Here is a 26,588-nt window from a genome sequence, read left to right as displayed (position 1 = left end):
AGAATGGCAGCCCAAGTGCAATTTCGAAGCCGCTCCGAAGAGAGTCGCCTTTTTCTGGGAGGAGGGCCGGCGGCGGAGCGAACCCGAAGGGCGACAAGGGGTTGCGGCCCATGGCAGTGTCGAGCCGGTCTCCGAGTGGCCGGCACTAGTTCGGCCGGCTCTTCGCGCCCTGGGCTCGCAAGCCCTTGCCGCGCGGCTAGCGGGACTTCCGCCACAGACTGCTAGAAGGGAGAATCTCCGGGCACCTAATAGGAAAGCGGAAGACGAAGAAAGCGGCTCCAAGTCACCCGCGCACCCAAACGCTCTTCGGCAAAATATGCCTAATTGCCGGGAATGCCGCCCTTTCTTCCGGGCGAAGTTGTTGAATTCCGGTGTGTGGCGAGGCGATTGCTAATTTCCCACGGTAGGAGGGCTGAACACACATGAAGATTGTGTTGTCTGTTCTGGCCAGTATTGCCGCCGCGATGGCGCAGATTCCAAATCCCACCGCGGCGCAGGCGTCACCGCCAGATTCTTCAGAGTCCGTCCCCATCTATCGCATTCGAGTCGTGTCGCGCACGACGAAGGCGATCAATTATCACCATCGGAAGGGAACCACCAGGATCGACTTCCGCGGAACCGAGTTGATGCCCGCTGCGCGAGGTGAGGCGACCGTGAAGAGCGAACTCGGCTCCACTAAAATTGAGACCCGCCTCGATCGTCTGACGGCCGCCAACCAGTTTGGCCCAGAGTACATGACCTATGTGATGTGGGCGATCACTCCGGAAGGCCGCGCCATCAACATCGGCGAGGTGGTCCTGGAAGGCGATGACGCGAAGCTGCTTTCCACGACCAATCTGCAGAGCTTCGCGCTCATTGTGACCGCCGAACCGTACTTCGCCGTGACTCAGCCGAGCGATGTCGTGGTCGCGGAGAATTTCGTCCGAAAGGACACCACGGGCACGATCCAGGATGTGGAGGCGAAGTACGAGCTTCTCAAACGCGGGCAATACGTCGCCGACCGGGGTAAGTACAAGCCGGTCCGGGTCGATCCGAAGGGCCCGCTGCAACTGGCCGAAGCGGAAAACGCCGTGGAGATCGCACGGCTGGCGGGCGCCGAGCAGTATGCGGCTGATACGTTCAACAAAGCGCGGATCGGATTGGAGAACGCCACGGGCCTGCTGAACCATGGGAACCACCGAAAGGAGTCGGAGACGAACGCGCGCGAAGCGGCGCAGATGGCCGAGGATGCGCGCATCATCACGATCCGGAAGATGAATGAAGAGGCCCAGGCCCTGCAGAAGGCGGAGGCGGAGCGAGCCGTCGAGCAGGCCAGCCTGGAACAGCAGCGCCGTGCCCAGGCCGATGCCGAGCGGGCGGCGGCGGAAGCGGCGAAACGGGAAGCCGACCTGGCTGCCGCGAGAGCCGAACGAGAGCGGGCCGCGGCTGACGCTGCCCGGGCCGCGGCCACGGAGCAGCAGAGACTTCTGGCCGCCCAGGCGGCGGAAGCCCGAGCGAGCGCGAGTGCGGCCGACCAGGCAAGGCTGCAGGCCGATCAGGCGCGCCTGCAGGCCGAGAAAGAGAAGGCTCAGTTGAGGGAACGGCTTCGCCAGCAACTGAACGCGGTCCTGGAGACCGAGGAGACGGCTCGCGGCCTGATCGTGAATATCGCTGACGTGCTCTTCGACTTTGACAAGTACGAACTGAAGCCGGGTGCCCGGGAGAAGATGGCCAAGGTCTCCGGCATCCTGCTCGCCTACCCAGGATTGAAGATCGAGTTGGAGGGGCACACTGATAGCGTCGGGAGTGAAGAATACAATCAAGTGCTGTCGGAGCGCCGCGCCAATTCGGTGCGCGCGTATTTGATCGGGCAGGGCGTGCCTGCCGATACGGTGAGTGCGGCTGGACTGGGGAAAGCCAATCCGGTCGCCTCGAATTCGAACGAGGCGGGGCGTTTGAAAAACCGCCGCGTGGAGATGGTGGTTTCGGGTGAGCCTATCGGCATTGTGGGCTCAAACTGACCTGAGCCGCCGGGCAGTTGAGGTGGTGAGCCTCGCTGCCCGGCGGGCTTGATTTGTGCGGGTGGGAGTGGTCGGTCGAGGGGCTTCTGGAGGGGGCTCGCGCCGACGAGAATCCACGCCGGCGAGGTGCAGAGCTGCCGATGAGTTATACTTGAATATAACTTGAGAGAGGCAGCCATGTACACAACCAGTCTGCGCAAGGTCGGCGGTTCGATTATGCTGGCGGTTCCGCCCGCACTGCTGGACCTTCTGCGCTTGCGGCCAGGCGTGAAAGTCGGCATTGCGGTGGAAGGCGGCCAACTGGTGGTGAAACCGCAATCGCGGCCCCGCTACACGCTGGATGAACTCCTTGCTCAATGCGATGCCAAGGCGGCGCGCAGCAAGGAAGACCGTGAGTGGGTCCGGGGCAAGGCGGCCGGCGGTGAACTGATCTGATGAAGCGCGGTGATATTTGGCTGGTTGGGCTCGATCCCTCGGAAAGGCACGAACAAAAAGGGCGGCGGCCCGTCCTGATCGTCTCGCCGGAGGCTTTCAACCGCCTGACAAAAGTGCCGGTGGTCCTGCCCATTACCAGCGGCGGAAGTTTTGTGCGAACAGCGGGTTTTGCGGTGTCGCTGTCGGGGGCAGGAACGCAGACCACGGGTGTTGTCCGCTGCGATCAACCCCGCGCGCTGGATCTGGGCGCACGCGGGGGGAAGCGGCTGGAGAGCGTGCCTGACGCGATTGTCGAGGAAGTGCTGGCGAGGCTGGCGCCGATATTCGACTGAGGTTCATCAGAGGGAATGGAGGGCGCGAGCGGCCAATTCCGGCCGTCTGTCCGCTTTCTCCCTTTCTGCTTTAGCCGGCCTATGGGCGTGAAGTGAACAAGGTCACCAGTCTCTCAAGAGATTCATCCCACCTGCTACAGCTTAGGGTGAATTGCGTGGATTGAAAGCCTGAACTCTCGGCACGAAAGACAACAAACTCTCCAAGCGGCACAAGCAGGAGCGCCCGTCCGTATTGATCAGTCACGATGACTTTGGTTCGTCCGCTCGGAGAGACTCCAGTCACTCGCGTATTCGGGACGGGCTTACCTTCGATTGATTGGACTCTCAGGTAGGCCGAGCAGGCATTTCGACCACCGCTACCGTCGCCACCCTTCAAGGTGTTCATGACCAGATTGCACGGCCAGTATGCCATTTATCGACCCGGGTTGTGTCACCTCACCCCAGCCTCGACCATCTGTTTGATTCGAGGTTTCCCTAGGTTTCAGGCGCCGGGACGCTGATCACCTCGCCGGTGGCGCACAAGCCTGAGGAGGGGACCTCCTGATCCGACATACCCCCTTTTTTGCCCAGCAATACTATGCTGGACATTCCAGAATTCCATGTTCTCGTTTGTAGACCAGCGCGGAGGTCCTCGCATCCCACACTCCTCGGCTCATTGCGCGAAGTTCGAACGCGGAGGCCGCCTGATGACCTTATTCGTGTAGGCTTCCGCGTGAAACTGGTGGTGAGTGGCCGATGGAGGAACTGTCGGTCTTTTGGCTGCTCCGAGAATGTGTGGGTGTGTGGGGCATGCGGAGTGAGATAGCGCGACGTCCCGGAGGCAAGGTTGATCTGTCAGACCTGAATCCGGAGCGGCTTGACGGTTGGGAGGAGTGGCCCCGTACAATCACGTGTTCGGCGGAATTTCGTTTTCACACCGATCCCGATTCCGAATCCGCTCATCGCATGGTTCCGGCCAATTGCCAACTGCTCTGAAGGGCTTCGGAACGAGGAATGGGTGAACCGCGCGTTCGATTGTCCAGCGCCGTCCGATCCTGGCTGCGATTGCCGGTCCGAGCCTAGCCGAAGGTGATCGGCATCACCTCGGAATGGTGATCGGCATAAGTTCGGAAACGTGATCGGTTTGAGATCGGAACTCAGATCGGCATCGCTGGCCGTCCGCAGTTAGGGACGTCTCCCGTCCGAACTCACGTCCATGCAAGGTGGCGACCCGTCCCAGTGGCCATTTCGATGGATTGAATTCGTACTTTGGAGTACGCTGCGGACGGAGGGAGGGCGTGATTGGGTCCAGTATGTTATTGCATCCAAGTCAGTTGATGGATGAGAAGAGGGCTGGCGGGCCACGGGAATTGGGGCGGTAAGGCCCCAGATAATGAGTTGGTCGAGACGATAAGTCTTTCTTTTTCCTTGGCTTGCAGAGAGGTGCACGTCAGGCTGTCCGAGCGCCGGGATAAACCGGCATGCAGTAGGGAATGCAAGAGTCCTACAGGAAGGGAGTAGCGAACCACCTGGCCTCGAGTCTTGCGGGGCGCGTCGCGAGGCGCGGACCGAAGCGTAGACAGAGGGATCAGTGGGCTGGGTATTGAGCTTCGAGAATGACCCTCTGGGATGCCGACCCTGTGGACAGAAGGGGAAGGCCATGCCGGAGCGGGCGCAAATCGCGAGTCCGTCTCCGGATCCCACGTAGTCGCAGACCCCAGGCACGCTGAGAAACTGCATGCACGAGAACCGGGAGACCTCATCGCCGGCTGCACGGCATCGGAGCAGTCCGGCCGGGAAAGGCGATAGCCACGAGACCGGCGTGAACGGCGGTGAGGAGTCGGATGGTGTCGTAGTACCGATGAAACCTTCGAACAAAGCGACGGAGCAACAGGCTGAAGCGGCGGAGAGGGTGGAGGGAAGGACGCCAACCAAGGAGAACACCGGGCAGGACCACATACCACCGGCACAGGACGGGTACGGTGTGTCACAGGGCCTGGCTGGTGTGCGCAAAGTGGCGAAGGGGAGGAAACAGGAACAGTTCACCACGCTGCTGCACCATCTGACCATCGATCTGCTGAGGCAAAGCTATCTGCAACTGCAGAAGAAAGCGGCACCGGGCGTGGATGGGACGACGTGGCAGCAGTACGGAGAGGGACTGGAGGAGCGGCTCGCCGATCTGAAGGACCGGATCCATCGTGGAACGTACCGGGCACAACCCTCAAGACGGATCTACATTCCGAAGGCCGACGGGCGGCAGCGTCCAATCGGCATCGCAGCCGTGGAGGACAAAGTCGTCCAACAGGCGGTGGTGATCATCCTCAACGAGATTTACGAGGAGGACTTTCGGGGATTCAGCTACGGGTTCCGGCCAGGGCGGAGCCCACACATGGCGCTGGATGCGCTGAGTGTGGGGATTCTGCGGAAGAAGGTGAACTGGATTTTGGACGCCGACATTCAGGGCTTTTTCGACCGGATGAGCCACGAATGGACGATGAAGTTTGTGCAACACCGGGTCGCCGATAAGCGCATTCTGCGCCTGATCCAGAAATGGTTGAAGGCGGGAGTAAGCGAGGACGGCGAGTGGTCGGAGACGGCAGTGGGTACTCCGCAAGGTTCGGTGATTTCACCGCTGCTGGCGAACGTGTATCTGCACTATGTCTTTGACTTGTGGGTAGAGGCCTGGCGGAAGAAGGCAGCGACCGGCGAGATGATCGTGGTCCGCTACGCCGACGATCTCGTGGTGGGGTTTGAGCATCGGACGGAAGCCGAGCAATTTCTCAGGCAGTTTGAGGAGCGGCTGGCAAAGTTTGGGCTGGAACTCCATAAGGAGAAAACGAGGCTGATCGAGTTTGGCAGGTTTGCTCAGGCGAACCGGCGACAACGGGGGGAGGGCGAACCAGAGAGCTTCGCGTTCCTGGGCTTCACGCATCGCTGCGGGCGGTCCAGTCGCGGCCACTATACGATCTGGCGGCAGACGGTGAGGAAGCGGCTGGAAGCGAAGCTGCAGCAAATCAAGCAGACGCTTCGAGCGCGGATGCACGAGCCGGTGCCGCACGTCGGCGAGTGGCTGGAGCGTGTAGTCGAAGGGTTCAACCAATACCACGCGGTCCCGGGCAACTGGGCGAGCCTGCACCGGTTTCGCGAACGAATCGGGCGCCTGTGGTGGCACGTTCTGAAACGGCGCAGCCAAAAAGGCCGACTGGGCGCAGACCGGATGACTCGACTCTTCCAACGCTGGTTGCCCCGGCCCCGGTTGTACCATCCCTATCCCGAGGTTCGCTTTGACGACAGGCATCCGAGGTAGGAGCCGTATGCGGTAATACCGCCCGTACGGATCTGTGCGGGGGGCAGCCAGTGATGGCCGTCCCTACCGCGACCGCTTCCGGATCCTTTGGGCCGGGCGACCAGCGATCCACGATCTGGTAGTGACCGTCACTGACGCCTTCGAGAATCCACTGTGCTCCGTCGAGTCCACCTGGTTGGCGGTGAGTCTCCAGTTCCCAGAAGTGGGTTACGACGATCTGGCTTAGGAAGTGTGTCGTCAGTTGTTTCCCTACTGGCTTGCTCTCATTTCGGATCAAGCTTCCGGGTTCGTAACCGCCCGCTCCGCCCGTGATCTTCGTGACTAACTTGCCGGTGCGGTCGTGCTCGATGATGAGCCTGACGGATACGGGATGGTGAAAGCTGCGAAGCCAGAGGAAACGATAGACCGTCGCGTGCGAATCGCTCCGCGACAAAGCCCAGAGCGAGGGCTCGTCCAGCGCTTTCAAGTGCTTGGTATACCAATTCGTCCGAAAAGTGTCGCCTTTCGGATCGCAGTCCAGGGCTCCCAGCGGAAAGTATTGGGCCGGGGCGAATGCTCTCTCCGGATCGGGCCTTCCCCCGCAGGGAGAGGTCTTTTGGGGCTCCGGGGTCCGGGGAGTGATCGTCTGAGGAGGTTCTGAACTCTTCGATCCCGAATTAGTTTGGGTATAGGTCCGGAGGGAGCGGTTCGGGAATCGATTGGCCATCAGCCAAAACCCGGTTGCAAGACAGGCCGCGAGTCCTGTCCACCCAGCCAGCCGCCGCCTTCTCTGCATCGTCGCTGCTCATCATAGCGCTGGGGGAACTGGCCGCGCTGACGACTTCGAAAGCTGCCACTGGTATGGGTCTCTCGTCCGAACTCGCGTCCCTGCAAGGGGGCGACCCGTCCCAGTGGCCATTTCGATGGATTGAATACGTACTGTAGAGTACGTTGAGGTCGGAGGGCGGGTGCGGTTGGTTCCTGTATGTTATTGCAGTCAAGTTGGTTGTTGGACGAGAAGAGGACTGTCGGGCTGCGGGACTTGGGGCGGTAAAACGCCACATGGTGAGTGGGTCGAGACGATAAGTCTTTTCTTTTTCTGCGGATTACAGAAAGGTGCACGTCAGGGATGTCCCGCTTCTGGGGCACTGGCTGAACAGTTGCCCGCGGGACCCTTCCATTCCGCGGTGCCGGTTCTCGACCCACGTCGTCAGGCGCGCCAAACCGTCTATATCCTCATTTATGAGTGGTAATCCCGTGGCGCGCTCCACAGTGGCGTACTCGATACCATACAGGCGATTGTTCGTCTAGTGTGTTCCGGGCATACTCAAGGCATGGAGTACAAGATCCGGACCCAACCCGAGGAATGGGCCTGCACCAAGTTCTGCAGAATCAGTCTCGATGATGATTCGATCGCGGAGTTTATGCTCTGGCTGTGTGACCGTTCCAGGGAACAGACCACCGCACGACTGAAGGCCCATTCTGAGGATGAGGCCGTCTGGTATGACCCGGTCGAGAGCATGTGGACCTGGGATGCTCCCCGCCACCGCGCGACAATGTTGTTGTGGCGTCTGGTGAACGGGAACGCTACGGCCGAAGACTTTCACCAGAGGTTCTGCTTCCCTACACCGCTAGAGGCACGCGACTGCGGGCACATGGTCGCGCCGATCCAGGAGCGGCTGAAATGGGTGATGGAGGGTCTTTTCAGCCGCAAGGCGGAGGATGATCGCCTCGGCCAGGGCGATTGGGGCGAACGCTGGTGGTTGCCGGAGAAACAATCGGCTTTCGTTCGGGAACAGCTCGCAAAGACCCATGCCGCGCTCATTGAACAGTCTTCCGATTACGAGGACGCGGTGAGCTTCGGCCTCTCCTATTTTGTCCGTCACACTGTGCAGGCGATGCCGGTGCCGTCACCCGATCCGCAGCGCATCTATGTCGGTCAGCGCCGCGGCCCTTATGGCCGAGTGTTTGTGTGGGTCCAGGATGCGCAAGGCAATCGGTATCCCCTACCACATGCCGACAGCCCATACCGCGAGGCGGAAGGCACCGGATTTGGATGGGGCTATGGCGGCCATGGACCGAGTTCCCTGACAAAATGCATTCTCGCCGATGCCCTTGATGGTGATCTCACCCTTGCGGAAGAACTCGATTTCAGGGAAGACGGCTTCTTCGAGAAATTCATTCTCAACTATCCGCACGACGAAGACCTGAGCATTTCGAGGACCTCGGTAATGGAATGGCTTGCCACGGTGGAAAAGCTTGCCCTCTTTGAGGAACGAAGGAAATCCGTCGAGGAGCGCCTCGCGAAGTATGAAAGTTCTGTTGCGGAGCGGCTTGATTTGCTGGCCAGGATTCAACAGACCGGCGGATTACGCTCGCAGCGCTTCGACATCGTGCCGGAGAACTTCGAGGCGGCCCTTTATCTCGACCTTATGCGGATGCTAGACAGCGGTGCGATCGCCCTTCGCTGCTCTGGTTGTGGCATGCCGATACCCTACGATCACTCCGGCCGCGCGAACAAGCAGCGCGCCCGCTCGAAGAAGGGCGACCCTATCTACCATCCCGACTGCTTCGCCGAGGCTGGCCGAGCGCGGAAGAAAGCCTACTGGCAACGCCGCTCGAGTTCACCAAAGTTCCGCGAGGCGGAGAAGCGGCGCGCCCGCGAATATCGCAAGCTATCGTAACGACACGAGCAAGGAGAAGAACCTATGATGCGGCACATGCAGAAGGCCGGTGTGGAACCGGCAAACACCATCACCGAAGTGACCCGGCGGGCCATCATGGATTACCTGTCAGTAGGCCGCCACTGGTCCGGCACCATCCAGGAGGACGAGTTCCTGGGGCGCATTTACGATCTCAAGCGCATGCCCAGCTCCGATTACCGGCCCGAGTACGACAGCGCGGCCAAGGACATCTGGAAACACCGCGTGATGAACTCGGATTGGTCCGACGACTGGGTCTTCACAGACGGGCGCTTTGACCTGCTTTTCGGACCCGACGAGGACTTCCTGAAATTCCTAGCCGAGACCGTGCATCCCGTGGTTAGGGCCGATACCGAAGAGGCGTTGGCTATGGTGGCCGAGTATAACCAGGCGCTCAATGTCGATGGGTGGGAGCTTCGTCCAATCAGGAAAATATCCAACAAACCCGTATTCGGGTACGGGCGGCTTTTGGGTCCCGCGCCGCATCTGGACGAGGCGAAGCGCGTGGCCGAACGGCTGACGGGACCCTACATTGCCCAGCAGATCAAGCGCCTGCAGGAAGCTGCCGCCGCAGACCCGGAGCTTGCCATCGGCACTGCCAAGGAATTCCTGGAGAGCATCTGCAAAACGATCCTCACGGAACGTGGAGTGCCGCCCTCGAAGAACGAGGACCTGCCCGCCCTTGTACGGGCCACGGTAAAGAGCCTCGCCGTTGTGCCGCCTGAGCTGTCGAGTCATGCCCAGTTGGAAAAGACCGTGACCGTCCTGCTCAACAACCTTGGTTCCATCGGGCATCAGCTTGCCGAATTGCGCAACCAGTTCGGCACGGGTCACGGGCGATCCACCGACCACGTGGGTTTGCCGGCGCGTCACGCGAAGCTTGCCATCGGCGCCGCTGCGACCCTGGCGGTTTTCCTCTATGAATCGCACGAAGCCGCGTCCGGCACCGTCTAGAATCTGACCTGCCTCGGGGCGCAGATTATCTTGGGTTCGCTGCCCTTCGGGAACACCACCAGGTAAGCGATGGACACTTCCCACGAAGTCTTGTCCGCCCAATCCCTGCCGACCAGCCTGGTGTCGCGACGCGCGTGGCTTATCGAGAACCCCGCCTTGCGGAGTGCATCCATATATCCCTGCACTTCATCGAAGACCGTGAGCTTCTGGGTTTCGCTCATGAGATCCGCACAATCGCGATAGTCGCGAAGGTAATCGACGAGCCCCGCAAATGCCTCGGCCGCGACACCGTGCAATTCGACGGCGGAAGAAAACGAGTCCATCTGGACGCTCTCAAACAGGCGTACAAGTTCCTGGCCGGAGCCGACGATCCTGGCTTCCATCGTCACGTTCTCGCGTTTGATCTTTTCGACTTCTGCCCGCATCCTCTCGGGGTTCGGCATGATCAACGGTTTGTTGAAAAAGTCGATCTCTTCCAGTTCAAAGGCGATCGCAAGCGCCCGCCGTGTTTCGGGGCTGGAGACCTCGCCGGACTCCACGCGCTGTACCGTTCGTATGCTTAGCTTACTCAGGACGGCGAGTGTGTCCTGGGACCACCGCCGCATCTCCCGGAACGTTCGGATGATGCCAGCCAGCTCCTGGCCATCGAGGGTGTGACCGTGTGCCGTCTCAATGCTCATGTTCAGTATCTCCCGGTTAGAATCCACTATCCGGTATCGATTCTGCCATCTGACGCCTTATTTGAACACGACAGCAGGCCGACAGCAGCCCGACAGGTACACAGCGAAGAGGCACTGTATTCGTCCTATGCGACTGAGAGCAAAGCCAAGATGTATTACAACGCCAAATCCGTTACATGACGTACCAGCACTGCGTGCTGTGCAAATTAGTCCGCGGACACCGGCATGTGGGGAAGCGTTGATGGTCATAAGGCCGCAGTTGAGGTTGAGGAGGGAGACCCAGTGAGCCGAGTATCGACACTTGAGAGAACGTTCTGTGGCATAGGTCGCGATGTGACAATCCTCAGGAGGGACTGTCGGCAATTTCGTGCCTCAGGAAGGCCTCCGTATGGCACCTCAACGCCGCGTGAACCTGCCGGCCAGCACCTGGAGTAGCCTATTACAAATGCGCGTACTTCTGGGCTCCCTGCGTTTTTGGCTATTGCTTGTTGTTTGCTCGGTCGCACTGGTTCTGTTGGTCCGCACTCAGGGCCAGGTGGCGCGGGCTGCTCAGGTGGTCTTGCGGTCCTTTGACCGGGTAGTGCTGTTGGAGGAGAAAGGCGAGACTTCCGCCGGTGTGAATGTGGGGGACCTGAATGGGGATGGCCGGCTCGACATTGTTTTGGGGAAGGGGCGGCACTGGCCGCTGTTCAACCGGGTCCTGTTGAATGACGGGCAGGGCGGGTTTCGCGGGAGTAATCTGGGGAGCGCTCCGGATCGCACGTATTCCGCGGCTTTGGCGGATCTCAACCACGATGGGAGTCTGGATATCGTTGTCAGCAACGACTCGCCCGACCGGAAGCTCGTGTACCTGAATGACGGCAAGGGGCATTTTGCCGAGGCCGGCACCTTCGGCCGTCCTACGTGGAGTACGCGCTATGTGACCCTGGCGGACTTGAACGGCGACGGGTATCCCGATATTGTCGCCGCCAATCGTGGCGATTATCCCGACATTGTCGCGGGCAAGCGTGGCGAAGGTCCGCAGACGCCCGTCCCGAGCTTCGTCTGCCTCAACGACGGCAAAGCTCATTTTCCCGCGTGTGATGCGCTGCCCACTGAGTCGGCTACGTCGATCGTGGCCGCCGACTTCGATGGCGATGGCGCGCTGGACCTGTTTGTCCCCCATCGCGATGGAGGCCAGAGCCTGGTGTTGTGGGGCGATGGGCAGGGCCACTTCCCCACGTCGACGAAAGTGGGGCCGGCGGCTATGTGGATCCGGATGGGCGCCGCGGGCGATTTGGATGGGGACGGCCGCCTGGATCTGGCGATCATTGAGGAGCGGCAGCGCATGGCTTTTGTGCTGTTCAATCGGGGGCAGCGGCGGTTTGGCGAGTTGGAGCCGCTGCCGGGTCCGCCGCGCCCGCCTTATGCGCTGGCGGTTGTGGATCTGAATCGGGATGGCCGCCCGGATATTGTGGTGGGCCATGTCGAGATGCCGGGCTCGGTCTATTTCAATACCGGGCAGGGGCACAGGTTCCAGGAGGTGCCGTGGAATGACGGGAAGGGGACTGTGTACGGGCTGGCCTTCGCGGATTTTGATGGGGACGGGTGGCCTGATATCGTGGCGGCGCGCTCGGATGCTCCGAATGGGATCTGGTTCAGTGGTGGGCCGAAGACGGGGCGGTAGGTCGATTCCACGGTTAGCTGGACGGCCAGGCAGGCGGCGCTCGCGCGGCCGTCCGACCATTCAATCGCCTCAGTTGGTGGGGGCGGACCAGTTTCCTTCGCAGTTCAGCATAGGCGAGCAGAGATGCTTTCAACGCGAATGGACGCACAGCGGACTGGACGTCGGCGGGCCTGGTGAGCAGGCGATGGTGCTAGCGAGCGGTCTTGGGTTGTATTGCCGTGATCGCCTCCTTCGCGGCTTCGGCAACGGATTCCGACTTGTCGAAATCGCATCTCTGCTGGTCATTGAGCAACAGGCGCAGGTGGGGCAATGCTTCCGTCGCCTTGAGATCGGCCAGGGCTTTGATTGCCAGAACGCGCATGCTGGGACTGCGGTCGCTGAGTGTTGCGATGAGCGGCGCAATGGCTGATCGCCCTCCGATTTGTGCCAGGGACCTGGGGACGATGTAGTCGATGCCGGTCTCCGCCAAGAGGGGTACCAGGATAGGGATGGCGCGCGGATCCTTCAGGTCCCCCAGGAGGTGAGCGGCATAGTAGCGGTCCTCACGGATCTGCCCTTCCACAAACGGGCGCCCATTCGAAGAGATGGTGTCGACAATGCGCGTTTCGGAATGATCGCCGAGGATGGCGACAATCACGTCAAATCCCCGGCGATCGCCGAGCCGGCCGAAGATAAAGGCGGCATTGCCCCGGAAGTGCCGGTCGTTGTGAGTCAACCACGGTTCGAGGCGGGGGAGAATACTCGGGTCGTTCCTCTCCGCGATGGCTTTGGCGATTTCGAACTGACGCCAGAAGACCTTCTCGCCTTCGAACTGCTGGATCAAGCGGGAGACCGGGGGCGGCTGCTGGCCGAGTATGAGAGGCGCGGCGGTGAACAACATAGTGATGAATCCCCCGCGAACCATTAACATCTCGTTGATCATCGTCAGGACGTCCAGGATTCTGTAAATGCTCCTTTCAGCGCAGGCCGTGTTGGCACGGCACCAACCGCCGGAGGAGGCAGGCAGAGTGAACGCCCTGATCTGACCCGCCGATTTTCTGATACCGCAATACTGCACTGGAGAGACCGGAGACCCATTCTCCCCGGGGTTGCAGTTCTCGGTAGTGATCCTCGCGGTCCAGGAGACGGATCGCTTCCCTTGAAACCTGGAGTCGTGCCCACTCCTTGGAGCGGATTCGTGCAGGGCTTTGGAAGCAGTTGGGTTTCAGCTGCGTTAGGAGGAGACGCGGATGAATCAGTTCCTGTCAGAATGGCCGCTTCTGTGGGAGATCGCAGAGTTACGGTCCATTGGACGTCCTGTTGGCGCTGGATTACAGTTTCAGTAACTCCGGGGAAGCGGGACTGAAGTCCCGCGCAAGATGAATCTCACCCCACAATCCGAGGGGGTGAACGACGGCTCAAGCACGCATTTCGCCATCAAAACTCCACCCGAACTGCCATTGGCATTACGCGAGTCTTTGGCCGAGTAACTGGAAACCGAGCCGGCATACAGCGTAACGCACGCCCCGTTTCGGGCGTCGAAGCCTCTTAGAATGCTTGAGGTGAGTAGTCATGGATTGTTGCGGGATCCACCGGTAAGGTACGCGTCCGGGACGTTTGCCCATATGTGGCCGATTTTCTTGTGTTCATGGCAGATATTGAAGATATACTCGGAGAAATCGCAGAGTTTCCATGGCGGCCGGCGACGGGTGGGGTAATCCCATGCGTCTTCGACTGCGCCGGATACCTGCGCCCGTGGAGAGGAACTGGGATGAGCTGGATACGGATCAACCGCAGTGTTGGCTTGATCGCGGCGATGGCCGCGTGGATGGCACCCAGCGGACAGGGGCAAGAGAAGCCCAAGGTCGCGATTGTCTGCCGGGTGCTGGACGACATTGCCTCGAACGGCGTCAGCGGCGCCAGGATTACGCTGCAGCCGCGCGAAGGCGGGGACCAGATTGTGGCTTTTACCAGCGAGTCCGGGGCGTGTTCGTTTCCGAAGGATGTCCAGCCCGGACAGTATGTTATGAGTGTGGACAAGGCCGGCTATTTTCCCATTGCCGAATCCAAGGCGATTGCGTTCAGCGCCGAGGCCCCGAAGACGGATCTTGGCGACATCGTGCTGAGTGCCAAACGCAGCATTCAAGGCGTGGTCCGTTGGAGCAATGGCGACCCTGCCGATGGTGTCATTGCCCACGTTCTGGTCCTTCGGGCAGGCCGCGCCGTTCTACGTCCCGGCGATTCGATTCTCGCGATGACGAATGACCGTGGTGAATTTCGCCTGGAGAACCTCCGGCCCGCTACCTACCTGCTCTATGCCTATACTCTCGGGTTCCGGCGCGAGGGGATCGGACGCACCTCGCTGCCGGTCTTCTACCCCGATCTGCCGGCCCCTAATCTGCAAGGCGGGATCGATCTCAGGAAGATGAAAGAAGCCAGTGGGTTGACTCTCACGCTGAAGGATGCGGAAGGCGTGAGCGTCAGCGGCGTCGTGACAGCGTCACAAAAGCAGCCCGAAGGCTCCACGATATTTGTGGGGCTGATGATTCCGGAAAATGCGGCGCAGCCTTTCCTGGGCACAAAGGCCGAAGTGGGCAAGTCATTTCGCCTGCAGAATGTTCCACCGGGGAATTACCTTCTCCTCATCGTGTCGACTGAGGCGAACAACCGGAGCGTTCTGCCGATCACGGTTGGGGCGACACCGATCGAGCACCTGAGGGTTCCCTTCGTGGATGCCCAGGACCTCGACTGCGCACTGGAGTACGAGGCAGGCGCGGACGAGAAGACCGCCCCGGCCAAGGCACTTACTTCTGCGCGAGTCTCCGGGACCTCGGACGCACTTCAGCTCTTTGGCACGATTGGCGGGCGGGTGAGCCCGGAGGGCCGCGTGCACATGCAACTGCTCGTGCCCGGGTATCGATATACACTCCATGTGCAACCGCCGGAGGGGGCTTATGTCACCCGCGTGTTGCAGGGCGGGGCAGAACTGGAGGAAATACCGCCGCAGATCAGTGCGGAAGATGGCCCGGTCCGAGTGGTGCTGGGGCGCAACGGCGGCGTCTTGAGCGGAGTGTTGTCGAATCGAGACGGCAAGCCTACCTCCGGGTTCGTGGTGCTGGCTCCCGTGAATCCGGCCAAGAGGGATTGGGTGAAGACCGCCACCACCGGCAGCACAGGCCAGTTCGAGATTACGGCAATCGCCCCGGGGAAATATCGTCTGTTCGCCCTGCGGGAGAACGACAACGATGCCTACCTGGATGCGAAGTATCTGGAGCAGTTCTCCTCGCGGGAGATTGTCGTGACTGCGAATGTGAGGCAGATGGCGGAGATCCGCCTGCCTCCGGAGTGACTCGCGGCCGGAACTCCTCCCCCGCTGCGGATTTGTCTCCAAGGCACCTATGACCTGGGATCCGAACACTGCGTCCAGGTTTTGTTGGGAACCCGGTCGAGGTGCTTGCGGTGCGTGGAGAGGGCGGCCCCTATTCGGCACGGAGCATGGTGGTGGGGTCGATGCGGGCGGCTCGGAGGACGGCTGGTAGCGCGGCCAGTAGGGCCGCAATTAGCAGGACCAGGGCCGGGGCTAGGAGCATTTCGGGGGCGGTGGCTTTGACTCCGAAGAGGAGCGTTTGGACATAGCGGACTGAGGCCATGCCTAGGGTGATGCCGGCGGCGGCTCCTGCGAAGACTGATTTAGAGATCCGCGCGGTGACCAGGCGGGCGATGCTGCCTAGGCTCGCTCCGAGGGAGAGGCGGATGCCGATTTCGCGTTCCCTGCGGAGGACGGAGTAGTGCAGCACTCCGTAGAGGCCGATGGCGGCCAGCAGGAGCGCGATGGTGGCGAAGAACATGGCTAGCAGGGCTAGGAGACGTTCGCGGATGGCCTGGTTGTCGACGAGTTCCTGCTCGGTTTGCAGGTTGGTGACGCGGTAAGCGGGGTTGGTTTGCGCGATGAGGCGGCGGAGCGTGGTCGAGAGCGAAAGCGGGGGGAGGCCGACGGTGCGGAGGAGGAAGGTGCCGCCTTCCGGCGGGTTGATGGCGCCCTTCTCGTCGAGCTGGCGGAAGGGTACGTAGGCGACGGGGCGAATGGGGTCGTGGAGGTTGCTGTAGGCCGCGTCGGGCACGACACCGATCACCTGGCAGAGTTGACGGCGGCCGGCCGGGTTTACCTTTTCGAAGGTGCGGCCGATGGGGTCGGCTCCGTGGAAGAAGGTCCTGACGAAGGTCTGGTTCACGATGGCCTGGCCCGGGAAGGAGTCAGAGGCGTGGAAGTCGCGGCCGGCGAGGAGGTGCATCCTCATGGCGCCGAGCCAGCCGGGGGAGATGGTGACAAACCAGCCCAGGGTGTCGGTGGGCGGGGCGGCGTTGACGGAGATGGAGCCGGCCCAACCGCCGGAGAGGAGCGGCCAGCCGGCGATGGCGACATCGGTGACTCCGGGCACGGTGCGGAGGGTCTCCGCCATTTGGGACCAGGCCTGCGGCGACTGGCCGTGCGGCGTGTAGGTTTCGAGGAGCAGGAGGTTGCCGGCGTCGAAGCCGAGGGGCTGGTTGGAGAGATGGCGGAAGGTGGCGACGAAGAGGCCGGCGAAGAAGAGGACGACGAAGCAGAAGGCGACCTGTGCGGCGATCAACGCATACATGGAGCGCTGCCGGGCGTGCGGCTCCTCGCCGCCCCTGAGAGCGGTGACCGGTTGGATGGCGGAGGCGCGGAGAGCGGGCGAGAGTCCGAAGAGAAGGGTGACGACGAGGGTCAGGAGGGCGCCGAAGACGAAGATGCGCCAGTCTCCGGGCAGGAGGAGGCGCGCGGGATTGCCGGGCGGATTGATGTGGCTGACGACGAAGGGGGCGGCCCACGAGGAGAAGAGCGCTCCGAGCGCGGCGGCGAAGAGGGCGAGCATGGCGTTCTCCACGAGGACCAACTGGACGAGGCGTGCGCGGCCGGCTCCGATGGAGACGCGGAGGGCCATTTCGCGGGCCCGCGAGGCGGCCTGGGCGGTCATGAGGTTGGCGACGTTGAAGCAGGCGATGAGGAGCACGAGGGCGACGAGGACTCCGAGCCAGACGAGGGGGCGGCGGTAATCGTCCTGCAGGCGGGAGATGCCGGCGGCAGCGGGCTGGAGGAGGAGCTTCCTCTGGAGGAACATCTCGATGTTGTGTGGCGACATGCCGGCGAAGCCTTTGGCGCGTTCCGTTTCGAACTGGAGGCTGACGGCGTCGAGCCTGGCGCGGAGCGGCTCGAGGGAGACGCCGGGTTGGACGATGGCGAGGGCGCGGAGCCAACGGTTGTCCTCGCGCACGACGTCGGGGTTCATGCTGGCGGGGAGAAAGATGTCGGTGATGTTGCCGGGTTCGGTGCCGGTGAAGGAGACGGGGCCGACGCCGATGATCTGGAATACCTTGCCGCCGATGTGGACGGAGCGGCCGAGAACGCCGGGATCGTTGGCGAAGCGGCGGGACCAGTAGTTGTAGGAGAGGACGGCATAGGGATGTGCGCCGGGCGTGCCGTCGTCCTCCGCGGTGAAGAGGCGGCCGAGTGAGGGCTGAAGGCCGAAGAGGGGGAACGCCGTGCCGGAGAGGAACTGCACGTAGCCCTTTTCCATTTCATTGCCGGTGGCGTAGGTGAGGTCGGTGCGGTGGATGAAGGAGGCCGCGACGAGTTCCGCCTGGCCTTTGGCGGCGGCGCGCAGGCGGGTGAAGTTGGGGTGAGCGAAGCCGTCGAAGATGCGGAGCACTCCGAGGTCATCGGGCCCCTGGCGGGCGAGCGCGTAGAGACGCTCGGCGTGGGCGACGGGGAGTGGGCGCAGGAAGAGCGCGTCGATGAGGCGGAAGACGGAGGTGCAGGCGCCGATGGCGAGGGCGAGCGAGAGGATTGCGGCGGTGGTGGCGATTTTGCGTTTGAGCAACTGGCGCCAGCCGAAGACCACATCCGCCCGCAGTGCGTCGAGCCACGCGACCACACGCTGGTCGTGGCTCTGCTCCCGCAGGCGCAGTTGCGGCCCGAAGGTGCGCCGGGCCTCCCGCGGATCTTCGCCCGCAGCCATTGCTGCTTCCAGGTGCGACTCGAACTCCTCGTCGATCTCGCGGATCAGCCGCTCGCGGCGAAATACGTTTTCCACGCGCTGCCACAAAGACATGTCAGGCCTCTCTCAACAATCGATTGATGGCGGAGCTGACCGAGTGCCAGCGAGCCTCTTCGGCAGCCAGTTGTTTTCTACCCGCAGGGGTCAATTGATAGAACCGCATCCGCCGACCATCTTCCCGTTCCGCCCATTCGGCGCGAATCCAGCCGTCCTTTTCCATGCGGTGCAGGGCCGGATACAGCGAACCCACTTCGGCATTCAGGGCATCGCCGGAGCAGACTTTGATGGCGGTCAGGATGGCGTACCCATGCAATTTTGGCTGGCGCGAGAGGATCTTCAGGGCCAGCAGGTCGAGCGATCCCTGCAGGGTGCCGGCGTGCTTCATACTAAGACAGCTTACTACACAGATGGCTTAGTAGTTGTCAAATGTTGGAGGGGTTAGGTCTCAGTGAGACTTCCCGTGAATGGCGCTTTTGTGGTCGAGAGTACTTGAGCATCCCTTACCGGAGTTCCCATCAGACTTGCACAGGCCGTAACGCCCGCGCGTTTTCGGGCGTCGAAGTCTCTTGGGAGATATGAGGTGACGAGGCGTGAATAAAGGCCGTGCATCGGTGCTGCTGGGTTGCCTGCTGGTCCTTGCGGCTTCGGGCGGCATCCGCGGCGACGGCAAGTACAACGGTGTCGTTGTCTTCGACCGGTGGGGTGGCTGTCATCTCTATGGCGGTGCCTACGTGATGGAGATCTCCGAGCAGGTGAAGGGACTTCTGCGGCCCTACGCCGATCAGGCGGTGCTTATCGACGCCAAGGAGGTGTGGCAGCCGATCAACCCCGGAGACGGGCTGATTCGCAAGCTGGCCGTGTTGGGGCCCTCCGAGGAAACCACGGCGGTGCAGTTCGGCCGGCCGCCCCTGCTCGATGATCTGGAGCTGAAGGTGTTCGCGAACTTCCGGGCTGCCAGCGGTCCGGAACTGATCCTCGAATTGAAGAACAACGGCACCTCGAAGCGAGGCGTCGACATGGATGCGCTGGCGCCCACCCTGCTGGCGAAGCGCCAGGAGGTGGAGTGTTTCTGTCCCTCGGACGGCCCGTCGTGCCTTGCCGTCACGCGTACGAATATCAACTTCCTGCATCAGCATCCAGTCGCCGGAGCCTGCTCAGTAAATGGGCGGAGCCGGACTGTCCGCCTGTGGCTGTCGCCCGGTGTCGCGGTCCAGAAAGCCTTCGAGCTGGGACCTGGGCAGAGTATCGAGGTTTCGCTTCAGTTCGACCTGTCGGCGGGCGAGTATGAGTTCCTGGCTGGTTACGGGGCCGGCGTGCACCAGAGTCGGACGCTGGCCAGTAATCGGATTGCCTTTGATGTCGACGGGCAGGGGCAACCGCATCTGGTTGGGCTCGCGGCGGAAGCTGCCACCGGTACTCGGACTCGCGAGGCCTGCGGTGGTATTGCGCGAGCCGATGTGTTTCTGTGGCCCACTCCATTGAAGACGCGTGGGTGTCCGTGGCCCACTCCATTGAAGACGCCCGCGTAGCCCGTCGCTGCCGCTCAGGGACTGGGGATGTGGGGGCGGCTTCTTCCGCTTTGGCGGCCCGCAGGGCCATGGTGACTCCCTTGTCGAAGCGGGAGATCCGCGCGGCGAACCACGCGATCACCAACCAGGCGGGCGAGTTTCGTATGGAGAACGTCCGGGAAGGACCGTACGCGCTCAGCGCTGTCCGGAGCGATGAGAAGGGGGTCCTGTCGGGTGCAGGGGGCCGCTGGGGGGCTCCCTGCGGCTGACCAGGAGGCGTGTCCCCACCTATTTGGCGCGGGGAAGACGACACCACCGCCGGCTAGTCGAACATTCAGCGCGAAGATTACGCTGCTTCAGGGCGACGCCTGTCCCTTTGAGATGACGGTGCCCATTCGCTCGGATAGCTTTTACGAGTTCAGAGCATTTCCCGCGGGTGAGTACCCGTTCCTTGCTGGAAACGTGGGCTCAGGGTTCGAAGCGAATAGGGACATCGGCGATTTCGATGTGAAGGTCGATTGGGGTGTCATGAAAGATGCCGTGGTAGGGGACGTTCGCATGGGGACGAAATTCCAAGAAGCCATGGTGCGCTCGTCCTTGACCGGTTTGCACGAGATGCCGCAGACGTATCAGCGCCAGTATCCTCTCGGATCTCCCGCCACCTTAAAACGTCTAGGCCCGCCCTCGGCCTGGGCGTGGGTCGATGCCGACCACGCGGGGTTGGTGGTGGGGCTCTGTCTGACCGCAGTTATCGAATCGGCTACCTGCCCGGACGCGTGAACTGGGACGGGCTCGTCACGGACTATTTGCTTTCGGCGCGTCCCCGTAAGCATGGAGAGGCGGGTAAGCGTAGTTTTGTGGTGGATGTCACCGGAGCGATTCACATTGCCGAGGAGAATCGTGCGGCTGGGCTGTCGGATGAGTTAGTCCCTCAATAAAAGGGGGGCGGGTGAATCGAGAGGTCTTGGCGCTTTCCCGTTCGCGGGCTTCGTTTTCCGGGAGGCGGGTCAAGAGTCTACCGCTAGGCCAGGGCCTTGCGGATGGCGAGTTCGACGGGGGAATAGGCGGCGTCCTCGCGTTCGAGCTTGAGGGGTTCGCGGGGGAGGAGCGGCGGCTGGGCCAGGAAGCGAGGATGCCGGCCGCGGTGGCTTTGGGCGGCATGAACCAGGAAGGGGTGACAGACGTAGACCGTGCCGGCCTGTCCCGTTGCCAGGGTTTCCGGGCAGTGGCTGGAGCTCGCGAAACCGTCGGCCGCGAGGGCGCGCAGGGTCAGTCCAGGGGCTCCGGCCGGCTCCAGTTGACGGGCAATTTCCAGATGGGAGCCGCGGCGGATGCGCGTCGGGGCATCGTCCGGGCCGATGTCTGAGAAGAGGAAGAGGAGCAACAGGGCGCGTCCCTGGCTGGTCACGTTGGCGCGCCATTCCAGAAAGTCCGGGTGTTCGTAGCCGAAGCTGGGGTCGATGTGCCAGCCGGTATCGCCGGGATCGGCGGGGGCAGGGAAGCGCACCGGGAAGGTGCCGAGGGTCTCTAGCGGCCGCCATCGACCCGCGCCGGCGAGTTGATCGAAGGCGCGGTGCAGGACGGGGGTGTTGGCGGCTTCGCGGAAGGGCGGTTGGCCGTACTGACCCAGGCGGATGACGGGACGAGTCCAGGTGGAGGGCTCATCGGGGGCGCAGCCGGTGTCGCGCCAAAGAATCGCTCGCGCTTCGGCGGCGCATTGCGGGGAAAAAGCGGCGTCGATGCGGACGAAGCCGTCGTCGATAAAGGACTGGATTTCGGCCGGACTTAGCGAAAACGGCGGGGTCCCCTGTGTGCCCATGGAAGATAGTTTCCCCAGTGTTCCTGTTGGTGCGCAAGTTTGGGGGAGGGGACGGCGGCGCCGTAGCGGGCCAAGGCGAGGGTAGTCCCGGTTCTGGAGGATGCCCCGACTGGGCACGAGTTGCACTTTCCGGGGCTATTTTCCGGACAGGCGGATGGAGGTGAAGGTGGAGCGTGACTCCGCGCAGCCTTTGGAGCGGACCACTTCGGGGGCAATGGCATTGGCCAGTTGCATCATTCCTTTGAACTGCGTACGGAGGGTCCGGTGGTGCGGGCGCGAGTCGCGTTTGCGTCCCTGCGTATAGGATTCCTTGAATTCGGCGAAGAGACGGCATTCCGGGCCTGCGCCGAAGAGGGTACTGAAGCAACCAGCCGCTTCCTTGTCGGACATGGCTCCGCAGAGCGACGCGACCTTTCGCGCAGCGGCCCGGACTCTGCCGGAGAGGGGCGTTTGCGGCTCAAGCAACTCGGAAAGGACTTCTTTCGGGCAGACCCCCCGGTCACAACCTACTGCCGGCGGGGCGGCCTCCGCGGGAGCGAGCCCCAGGACGGCGCTGGCTCGAATCATGTGATTGGGATGGAAGGCTGCCGGCGACCAGGTGGTGCCTGGATGGAACTGCATCTCAATGTAGTAACCGGTATCAGGATCCCGTGAGGAGCCGGTGACCACCCCAGCAAACTCGTGCTGGCCCTGATTGTCTGAGCAGCTGAAACGCATGGAGAGCTGCGTGTGGATGGGCTCCTCCACGTTCAGATAGGCTCCGCAGGGGCTGATTTCCTCCAGATTTCCGTCGATTACCCGCTCTGCCCCGCCGGCTGCCGGCAGTTGGATGGAAACGAGTTTGGAACAAAGGTATCGATCGGCCGGCTCGGAATGCATGGCTGGTAGGTCTCTCCGTTTACTGAGGATGAGGACTCTCTGGCGGCACGCACTGATGGGTGCCACTGAACCAGCGATCGGCAGATCCGGGAAAAACCTTAGATCAACTACGAAATTTACTTTGGGCCTGAGACGCACCGGTGGGGATGGGCGTGCGCAAACGGGGGTGGAGCGGATTGCGGGCGTTTAAGGGGCGGGCGGGGCTGCCCTGGCGGGGCTCAACGATTTGAACTTGACTCGCCCAAGGTCGGAGCCATAAGCTAAGAATTCTTGGTATGGAACTCATGGCACAGACGAATGATTCGCTGCGCGGTTCGCTGGACCGGTTGATTCTGCGGACCCTGTTGCCAGGCGACCTCCATGGGTATGGCATCGTCCAGTTCATCCAGCAATCGTGCGGCCACGAGTTGCTCGTAGAGGAGGGCTGGTTGTACCCCGCCCTGCAGCGGTTGGAGCTCAATGGCTGGATCGACGGTGTCTGGAGAATGGCCGGGAAGAACCGGCGGACGAGAATCTACAGTCTCACGGCGGCTGGCCGCGAACAGGTGGCGCTTGAAACCGGGCAGAACGCGGAGGTGGCGTGCGGTCGCACGCTGGCGAAACGCTCAGCGTATTTTGCGATCGTGTGCACCTCCCTGGCCGTTTCCGGGCAACCTGCCAGGTACGATGTTTTCGATCCGAAGCGCGACTGCGATCCCATGCCTCCGTTGATCCGGGACGCGGCCAAAGATGCGGGGATCCCGCTCCACCTTGTCTGTTTCATCAGCGACCGTTCCAGGTTCGGGCTTAAGGCGGGCGCGGCCTGGGCGGCCGGTCTCGACAGAGCCGGTGATCTGGTGCGAGTCGTCCTGCCGTTTGGCAATCTACTGGTCGTAAACGGTACAGAGCCCGCGGTCCAAATGGCCGTTCGTTGCTACGATGCTGAGAAGCAGAAGCGGTTGAATGCGGTGCGATTCGCCGGCGAGCAGAACCGGAGTGCCAATATGATTGTGCTGGAGCGCACCACGGAAGGGATCCGCGCGTTGCGAAAATCGTACGCCGCTCTCCTCGCGCCCTACCATCCGCTGGTGACCCCGAACGGACCGCGGTCGCAGCCGCCGGCCGGCCAGTAAGCGGGACCAATTCCACCTTGACTCGCATCAACACATGGCCGTAAGCTAAGAATTCTTAGTATGGGACGCAAACCGAAAAAGAACGACTCATTGCCTGGTTCGCTGGACATGTTGATCCTGCGGACGCTGTCGCTGCGCGACCTGCATGGCTATGGCATTGTCCAGTTCATTCAACAATCGTCGGGCAATGAGCTGCTGATTGAAGAGGGGTCGTTGTACCCCGCTCTGCAGCGGCTGGAGCTCAACGGCTGGATCGAGGGCGACTGGGGTGTGACGTCGAACAACCGGCGGGCGAGGATTTACAAGATCACGGTGGAGGGCCGCAAGCAACTGGCGATTGAGACCCGGCAGTACGCCAAACTCACGCTGGCGATTGCGCACGTGATGGGGATGGAGTAAGGCACGTGTTAAGGCGGCTGAGGTATTGGATGGATAGCGCGAGGCGCGGCGCGGCGCTGCAGGAGGAGATGGAGCTCCACCTGGCGGAAAAGGCGGCGGAACTGGAAGCCGGGGGCATGACGGCGGAGCGGGCCCAGGCGGAGGCGCGCCGCCGGTTTGGCAACGTCACGTTGAAGCAGGAAGAGTCGCGGGAGATTTGGATGACACGATATTTATCGGAACTGGGCCAGGATATCCGCTACGGCTGGCGCACGATGACCTCCAACAAGGCCTTCAGCGCGCTGGCGATCCTGTCGCTGGCGCTGGGCATCGGGGCCAATACCGCCATCTACAGCCTGATGGAGTCGATTCTGATGCGCGCGCTGCCGGTGGCCGAGCCCGAGTCGCTGGTGGTGTTGAACTGGACGAGCCAGCCGCCACAGAACGCCAGCAAGGAATGGGTCCACGTCGTGCACGGGATCCAGGGCATTCTCTGGCCGGGAGACAGAGGCGCATTGGTGACCGGAATGTTTCCTTACCCCGCGTTCGAGACGCTGCGCCAGGAGACCGCGGCCTTTTCCACGCTTTTCGGGTACTTCAATGGACGTAAACACAACCTGGCCGTCCGCGGGCAGGCGGTGAGCGCCGCCACGGAGTATGTCAGCGGAGAGTATTTCCGCGGCCTGGCCGTTGCGCCGGCCGCGGGCCGCCTGATCGAAGCGGAAGACGACCGGGCGGGGGCGGCACCGGTGGCCGTCATCAGTTTTGCCGCGAGCCAGAATCGCTTTGGCGGGGCGCCGGCAGCGATCGGACAGGCGATTCTTGTCGACAATGTGGCCTTCACGGTGATCGGCGTTACTCCGCCTGAGTTCTTCGGAGTCGACCCCGCGTCGGTGCCGGATCTTTACCTCCCCTTGCACTCGAGCGTGCTGGTGGAAGGCCCGGCGTCAGCTCAGATGTTTGGCGACGAAAACTTCTACTGGCTCGAAATGATGGGCCGCCTGCGTCCGGGAGTCAGCATGGCCCAGGCGCAGGCGGTGCTGGCTCCGCGGTTCCGTCAATGGGTTGCCGGCACTGCGAAGAGTGACGGTGAGCGCGCCAAGCTGCCCGCGATGATTCTGAATCCCGGGGCCGCCGGGCTGGGGCAGTTGCGCCGCGAGTATTCGAAGCCGCTCTACGTGCTGCTCGCGATGGTGGGGTTGATCCTGGCGATCACGTGCGTGAACCTTGCCAATCTGCTGTTGGCCAGGGCCGCCGCGCGACGCCGCGAAATGGCGATCCGGCTGAGCCTGGGCGCAGGACGGCTGCGCGTGGTGCGCCAGTTGCTGACCGAGTGTGTGATGCTGGCGTCGCTGGGCGGGGCACTCGGAGTCCTATTTGCGGTCTGGGGTGTGCGCTGGCTGACATTCCTGTTCTCCAGGGGACGGGAGGACTTTACCCTGCATGCGGAATTGAACTGGCACGTGCTGATCGTGACAGCGGCGCTCTCAGTGGTATGCGGCCTTGTCTTCGGCCTCGTACCCGCGATTCAGTCGACGCGTCCGGACGTCATCCCGGCGCTGAAGGATGGCCGCGGGGGCGCAGCACGCCAGCGCACGCAGCACGTCCTGGTTGTCGCGCAGATCGCGATGTCTTTTCTCATCCTGGTTGCCGCGGGGCTGTTCGTCCAGACACTCGACAAGCTGCACTCCGTTCAACTGGGATATGCCCGAGAGAACATCCTGCTGTTCTCCCTGAATGCACGACAGACCGGCCATCGCGATCCGGAGATCGCTACGTTCTACGCGGAGTTGCGTAAGCGCTTCGAGTCGATCCCCGGCGTGAGCAGCGCAACTCTTGCCCAGTCCTCCATCATCAGCGCCGGCCATGCCGGGAAGACGTACAGGGGCGCCATGAAGATCGGCTCTGTTGCGATCGATGGCGCAAGTGTCATGACCGCCGGACCGCGTTTTCTCACGACGATGCAGATCCCGATCCTGGCGGGACGGGAGATCGACGATCGTGACGAGCAGGGCTCCAAAGCCGTTGCGGTGATCAGCGAACGGCTGGCGCGGACGTACTTCCCGAATGAGAATCCGGTGGGACAGCGCATTACGCTGGTGGATGACAAGCGAGAGGTGGAAATCGTCGGCGTGTCGGGGAATCTGCGGAATGGCGGCCTGAAGTCTGGAGATTCGAAAGCAATGACCGTGTTCATCGCGGCCAGCCAAGCTTCTCCGGAGGGTGTGACCTACGCGCTGCGCACCGCGGGTGATCCGCTGAGATATGTCACCAGTGTGCATGAGATTGTGCGGGAGGCGGATGCCTCGATGCCTGTCACCAACGTGATCACACAGGCGGCGGAGATCGACCGAACGATCAGCCGGGAAGTCATGTTCGCGAGACTCTGCACGGGCTTCGCGATTCTCGCCCTGCTCACCGCGTGCGTGGGCCTCTACGGGACGATGTCCTATAACGTGACACGGCAGTTCGGAGAGATCGGCCTCCGCATGGCTTTGGGCGCGCAACGCGGCACCATGGTATGGATGGTGCTGCGGCGGGTCCTACTGCTGGCCGCGGTGGGACTCGCGATCAGCGTGCCGGTCACGCTGGCGGCGACGAGGCTTGTCAAATCGCTGCTGTTCGGGACCCAGCCCAACGATCCGGGCACCATGGCGCTGGCTGGAGCCGTCCTGCTGAGCGCCGCGTGTCTCGCCGGCTATGGGCCGGCCCGGCGCGCGTCGCGCATTGATCCGCTGGTGGCCCTGCGGCATGACTAAGTCGTGGATCTTCGCATAGGAACGAAGGCTGGGAATGCTCCGC

Annotated in this window: 19 protein-coding genes; 13 read left to right on the top strand and 6 right to left on the bottom strand. The window is 62.2% G+C overall.

The window, feature by feature from the left end; all coding sequences use genetic code 11:
• Positions 1-422 precede the first annotated feature (422 nt).
• From IRI77_RS10610 to IRI77_RS10585, 6 genes are all read left to right on the top strand, one after another.
• Positions 423-2,000, top strand: a complete 1,578-nt coding sequence (locus tag IRI77_RS10610) for an OmpA family protein (RefSeq protein ID WP_194452043.1) — start codon at positions 423-425, stop codon at positions 1,998-2,000.
• Between the two features lie 177 nt (positions 2,001-2,177).
• On the top strand, positions 2,178-2,435 hold the full coding sequence (locus IRI77_RS10605) for an AbrB/MazE/SpoVT family DNA-binding domain-containing protein (RefSeq protein WP_194452042.1): 258 nt from the start codon (positions 2,178-2,180) through the stop codon (positions 2,433-2,435).
• Positions 2,435-2,767: a type II toxin-antitoxin system PemK/MazF family toxin gene (locus tag IRI77_RS10600; RefSeq protein ID WP_194452041.1), complete on the top strand. Its 333-nt coding sequence runs from the start codon at positions 2,435-2,437 to the stop codon at positions 2,765-2,767. Before IRI77_RS10605 ends, IRI77_RS10600 begins: the two co-directional genes overlap by 1 nt.
• A gap of 1,840 nt (positions 2,768-4,607) precedes the next feature.
• Entirely contained in the window at positions 4,608-6,053 is a 1,446-nt protein-coding gene (ltrA, locus tag IRI77_RS10595) for a group II intron reverse transcriptase/maturase (RefSeq protein WP_228486824.1), read from the top strand.
• Between the two features lie 1,313 nt (positions 6,054-7,366).
• Complete coding sequence (locus IRI77_RS10590; RefSeq protein WP_194452040.1) at positions 7,367-8,716, top strand: DUF6166 domain-containing protein; 1,350 nt, start codon at positions 7,367-7,369, stop codon at positions 8,714-8,716.
• A 24-nt stretch (positions 8,717-8,740) separates the two neighbouring features.
• A complete protein-coding gene (locus tag IRI77_RS10585) occupies positions 8,741-9,688 on the top strand; it encodes an abortive infection family protein (protein WP_228486676.1) in 948 nt (315 codons plus the stop codon).
• On the opposite strand, the gene IRI77_RS10580 is transcribed toward IRI77_RS10585, so the two are convergent.
• The gene (locus IRI77_RS10580; protein ID WP_194452039.1) at positions 9,685-10,368 is read right to left on the bottom strand and encodes a helix-turn-helix domain-containing protein; all 684 of its coding nucleotides are present in this window, start codon (positions 10,366-10,368) and stop codon (positions 9,685-9,687) included. The genes IRI77_RS10585 and IRI77_RS10580 overlap by 4 nt on opposite strands.
• A gap of 445 nt (positions 10,369-10,813) precedes the next feature.
• Between IRI77_RS10580 and IRI77_RS10575 the strand changes: the two genes are divergently transcribed.
• A complete protein-coding gene (locus IRI77_RS10575) occupies positions 10,814-12,034 on the top strand; it encodes an FG-GAP repeat domain-containing protein (RefSeq protein WP_194452038.1) in 1,221 nt (406 codons plus the stop codon).
• A gap of 190 nt (positions 12,035-12,224) precedes the next feature.
• Here the strand turns inward: IRI77_RS10575 and IRI77_RS10570 are convergent, their stop codons facing one another.
• Entirely contained in the window at positions 12,225-12,914 is a 690-nt protein-coding gene (locus tag IRI77_RS10570; protein ID WP_194452037.1) for a HEAT repeat domain-containing protein, read from the bottom strand.
• 870 nt (positions 12,915-13,784) lie between these two features.
• Between IRI77_RS10570 and IRI77_RS10565 the strand changes: the two genes are divergently transcribed.
• Positions 13,785-15,362, top strand: a complete 1,578-nt coding sequence (locus tag IRI77_RS10565; RefSeq protein WP_194452036.1) for a carboxypeptidase-like regulatory domain-containing protein — start codon at positions 13,785-13,787, stop codon at positions 15,360-15,362.
• Positions 15,363-15,492: 130 nt separating this feature from the next.
• Here IRI77_RS10565 and IRI77_RS10560 read toward each other — a convergent pair whose 3' ends face one another.
• Together IRI77_RS10560 and IRI77_RS10555 are read right to left on the bottom strand one after the other, a co-directional pair.
• A complete protein-coding gene (locus IRI77_RS10560; RefSeq protein ID WP_194452035.1) occupies positions 15,493-18,144 on the bottom strand; it encodes an ADOP family duplicated permease in 2,652 nt (883 codons plus the stop codon).
• Between the two features lies 1 nt (position 18,145).
• The gene (locus tag IRI77_RS10555) at positions 18,146-18,475 is read right to left on the bottom strand and encodes a PadR family transcriptional regulator (RefSeq protein ID WP_194452034.1); all 330 of its coding nucleotides are present in this window, start codon (positions 18,473-18,475) and stop codon (positions 18,146-18,148) included.
• 205 nt (positions 18,476-18,680) lie between these two features.
• On the opposite strand from IRI77_RS10555, the gene IRI77_RS10550 reads away from it, so the two are divergent.
• Positions 18,681-19,619 carry a hypothetical protein gene (locus tag IRI77_RS10550; protein WP_194452033.1) on the top strand — a complete coding sequence of 313 codons (939 nt, stop codon included), beginning with the start codon at positions 18,681-18,683 and terminating at the stop codon, positions 19,617-19,619.
• A 360-nt stretch (positions 19,620-19,979) separates the two neighbouring features.
• On the top strand, positions 19,980-20,378 hold the full coding sequence (locus IRI77_RS10545; protein ID WP_194452032.1) for a hypothetical protein: 399 nt from the start codon (positions 19,980-19,982) through the stop codon (positions 20,376-20,378).
• 241 nt (positions 20,379-20,619) lie between these two features.
• Here IRI77_RS10545 and IRI77_RS10540 read toward each other — a convergent pair whose 3' ends face one another.
• Both IRI77_RS10540 and IRI77_RS10535 read right to left on the bottom strand, forming a co-directional pair.
• Positions 20,620-21,417, bottom strand: coding sequence for a phytanoyl-CoA dioxygenase family protein (locus IRI77_RS10540; RefSeq protein ID WP_194452031.1), 798 nt, complete (start codon positions 21,415-21,417; stop codon positions 20,620-20,622).
• Between the two features lie 135 nt (positions 21,418-21,552).
• On the bottom strand, positions 21,553-22,296 hold the full coding sequence (locus IRI77_RS10535) for a hypothetical protein (RefSeq protein WP_194452030.1): 744 nt from the start codon (positions 22,294-22,296) through the stop codon (positions 21,553-21,555).
• Positions 22,297-22,571: 275 nt separating this feature from the next.
• Here IRI77_RS10535 and IRI77_RS38480 point away from each other — a divergent pair, with 275 nt between their 5' ends.
• The 3 genes from IRI77_RS38480 to IRI77_RS10520 are packed head-to-tail and all read left to right on the top strand — an operon-like array spanning position 22,572 to position 26,545.
• Positions 22,572-23,408, top strand: coding sequence for a helix-turn-helix transcriptional regulator (locus IRI77_RS38480; protein WP_194452029.1), 837 nt, complete (start codon positions 22,572-22,574; stop codon positions 23,406-23,408).
• Between the two features lie 60 nt (positions 23,409-23,468).
• A complete protein-coding gene (locus IRI77_RS10525) occupies positions 23,469-23,807 on the top strand; it encodes a PadR family transcriptional regulator (protein WP_194452028.1) in 339 nt (112 codons plus the stop codon).
• A gap of 29 nt (positions 23,808-23,836) precedes the next feature.
• Complete coding sequence (locus IRI77_RS10520) at positions 23,837-26,545, top strand: ABC transporter permease (protein ID WP_194452027.1); 2,709 nt, start codon at positions 23,837-23,839, stop codon at positions 26,543-26,545.
• Positions 26,546-26,588 lie beyond the last annotated feature (43 nt).

The sequence above is a fragment of the Paludibaculum fermentans genome, assembly GCF_015277775.1.
In the GTDB taxonomy this organism is placed as follows: domain Bacteria; phylum Acidobacteriota; class Terriglobia; order Bryobacterales; family Bryobacteraceae; genus Paludibaculum; species Paludibaculum fermentans.
Note: the sequence above shows the minus strand (reverse complement) of the source record. Positions and strands in the feature narration are given on the sequence as shown.

Bases quoted from the DNA above. Each gene is read 5' to 3' on its own strand.
- IRI77_RS10560 (WP_194452035.1), bottom strand. From the start codon at position 18,144: ATGTCTTTGTGGCAGCGCGTGGAAAACGTATTTCGCCGCGAGCGGCTG.
- IRI77_RS10520 (WP_194452027.1), top strand. From the start codon at position 23,837: ATGGATAGCGCGAGGCGCGGCGCGGCGCTGCAGGAGGAGATGGAGCTC.
- ltrA (WP_228486824.1), top strand. From the start codon at position 4,608: ATGAAACCTTCGAACAAAGCGACGGAGCAACAGGCTGAAGCGGCGGAG.
- IRI77_RS10575 (WP_194452038.1), top strand. From the start codon at position 10,814: ATGCGCGTACTTCTGGGCTCCCTGCGTTTTTGGCTATTGCTTGTTGTT.
- IRI77_RS10565 (WP_194452036.1), top strand. From the start codon at position 13,785: ATGAGCTGGATACGGATCAACCGCAGTGTTGGCTTGATCGCGGCGATG.
- IRI77_RS38480 (WP_194452029.1), top strand. From the start codon at position 22,572: ATGGAACTCATGGCACAGACGAATGATTCGCTGCGCGGTTCGCTGGAC.
- IRI77_RS10605 (WP_194452042.1), top strand. From the start codon at position 2,178: ATGTACACAACCAGTCTGCGCAAGGTCGGCGGTTCGATTATGCTGGCG.
- IRI77_RS10535 (WP_194452030.1), bottom strand. From the start codon at position 22,296: ATGCATTCCGAGCCGGCCGATCGATACCTTTGTTCCAAACTCGTTTCC.
- IRI77_RS10585 (WP_228486676.1), top strand. From the start codon at position 8,741: ATGATGCGGCACATGCAGAAGGCCGGTGTGGAACCGGCAAACACCATC.
- IRI77_RS10570 (WP_194452037.1), bottom strand. From the start codon at position 12,914: ATGTTGTTCACCGCCGCGCCTCTCATACTCGGCCAGCAGCCGCCCCCG.
- IRI77_RS10580 (WP_194452039.1), bottom strand. From the start codon at position 10,368: ATGAGCATTGAGACGGCACACGGTCACACCCTCGATGGCCAGGAGCTG.
- IRI77_RS10610 (WP_194452043.1), top strand. From the start codon at position 423: ATGAAGATTGTGTTGTCTGTTCTGGCCAGTATTGCCGCCGCGATGGCG.
- IRI77_RS10590 (WP_194452040.1), top strand. From the start codon at position 7,367: ATGGAGTACAAGATCCGGACCCAACCCGAGGAATGGGCCTGCACCAAG.
- IRI77_RS10555 (WP_194452034.1), bottom strand. From the start codon at position 18,475: ATGAAGCACGCCGGCACCCTGCAGGGATCGCTCGACCTGCTGGCCCTG.
- IRI77_RS10545 (WP_194452032.1), top strand. From the start codon at position 19,980: ATGACGGTGCCCATTCGCTCGGATAGCTTTTACGAGTTCAGAGCATTT.
- IRI77_RS10525 (WP_194452028.1), top strand. From the start codon at position 23,469: ATGGGACGCAAACCGAAAAAGAACGACTCATTGCCTGGTTCGCTGGAC.
- IRI77_RS10600 (WP_194452041.1), top strand. From the start codon at position 2,435: ATGAAGCGCGGTGATATTTGGCTGGTTGGGCTCGATCCCTCGGAAAGG.
- IRI77_RS10540 (WP_194452031.1), bottom strand. From the start codon at position 21,417: ATGGGCACACAGGGGACCCCGCCGTTTTCGCTAAGTCCGGCCGAAATC.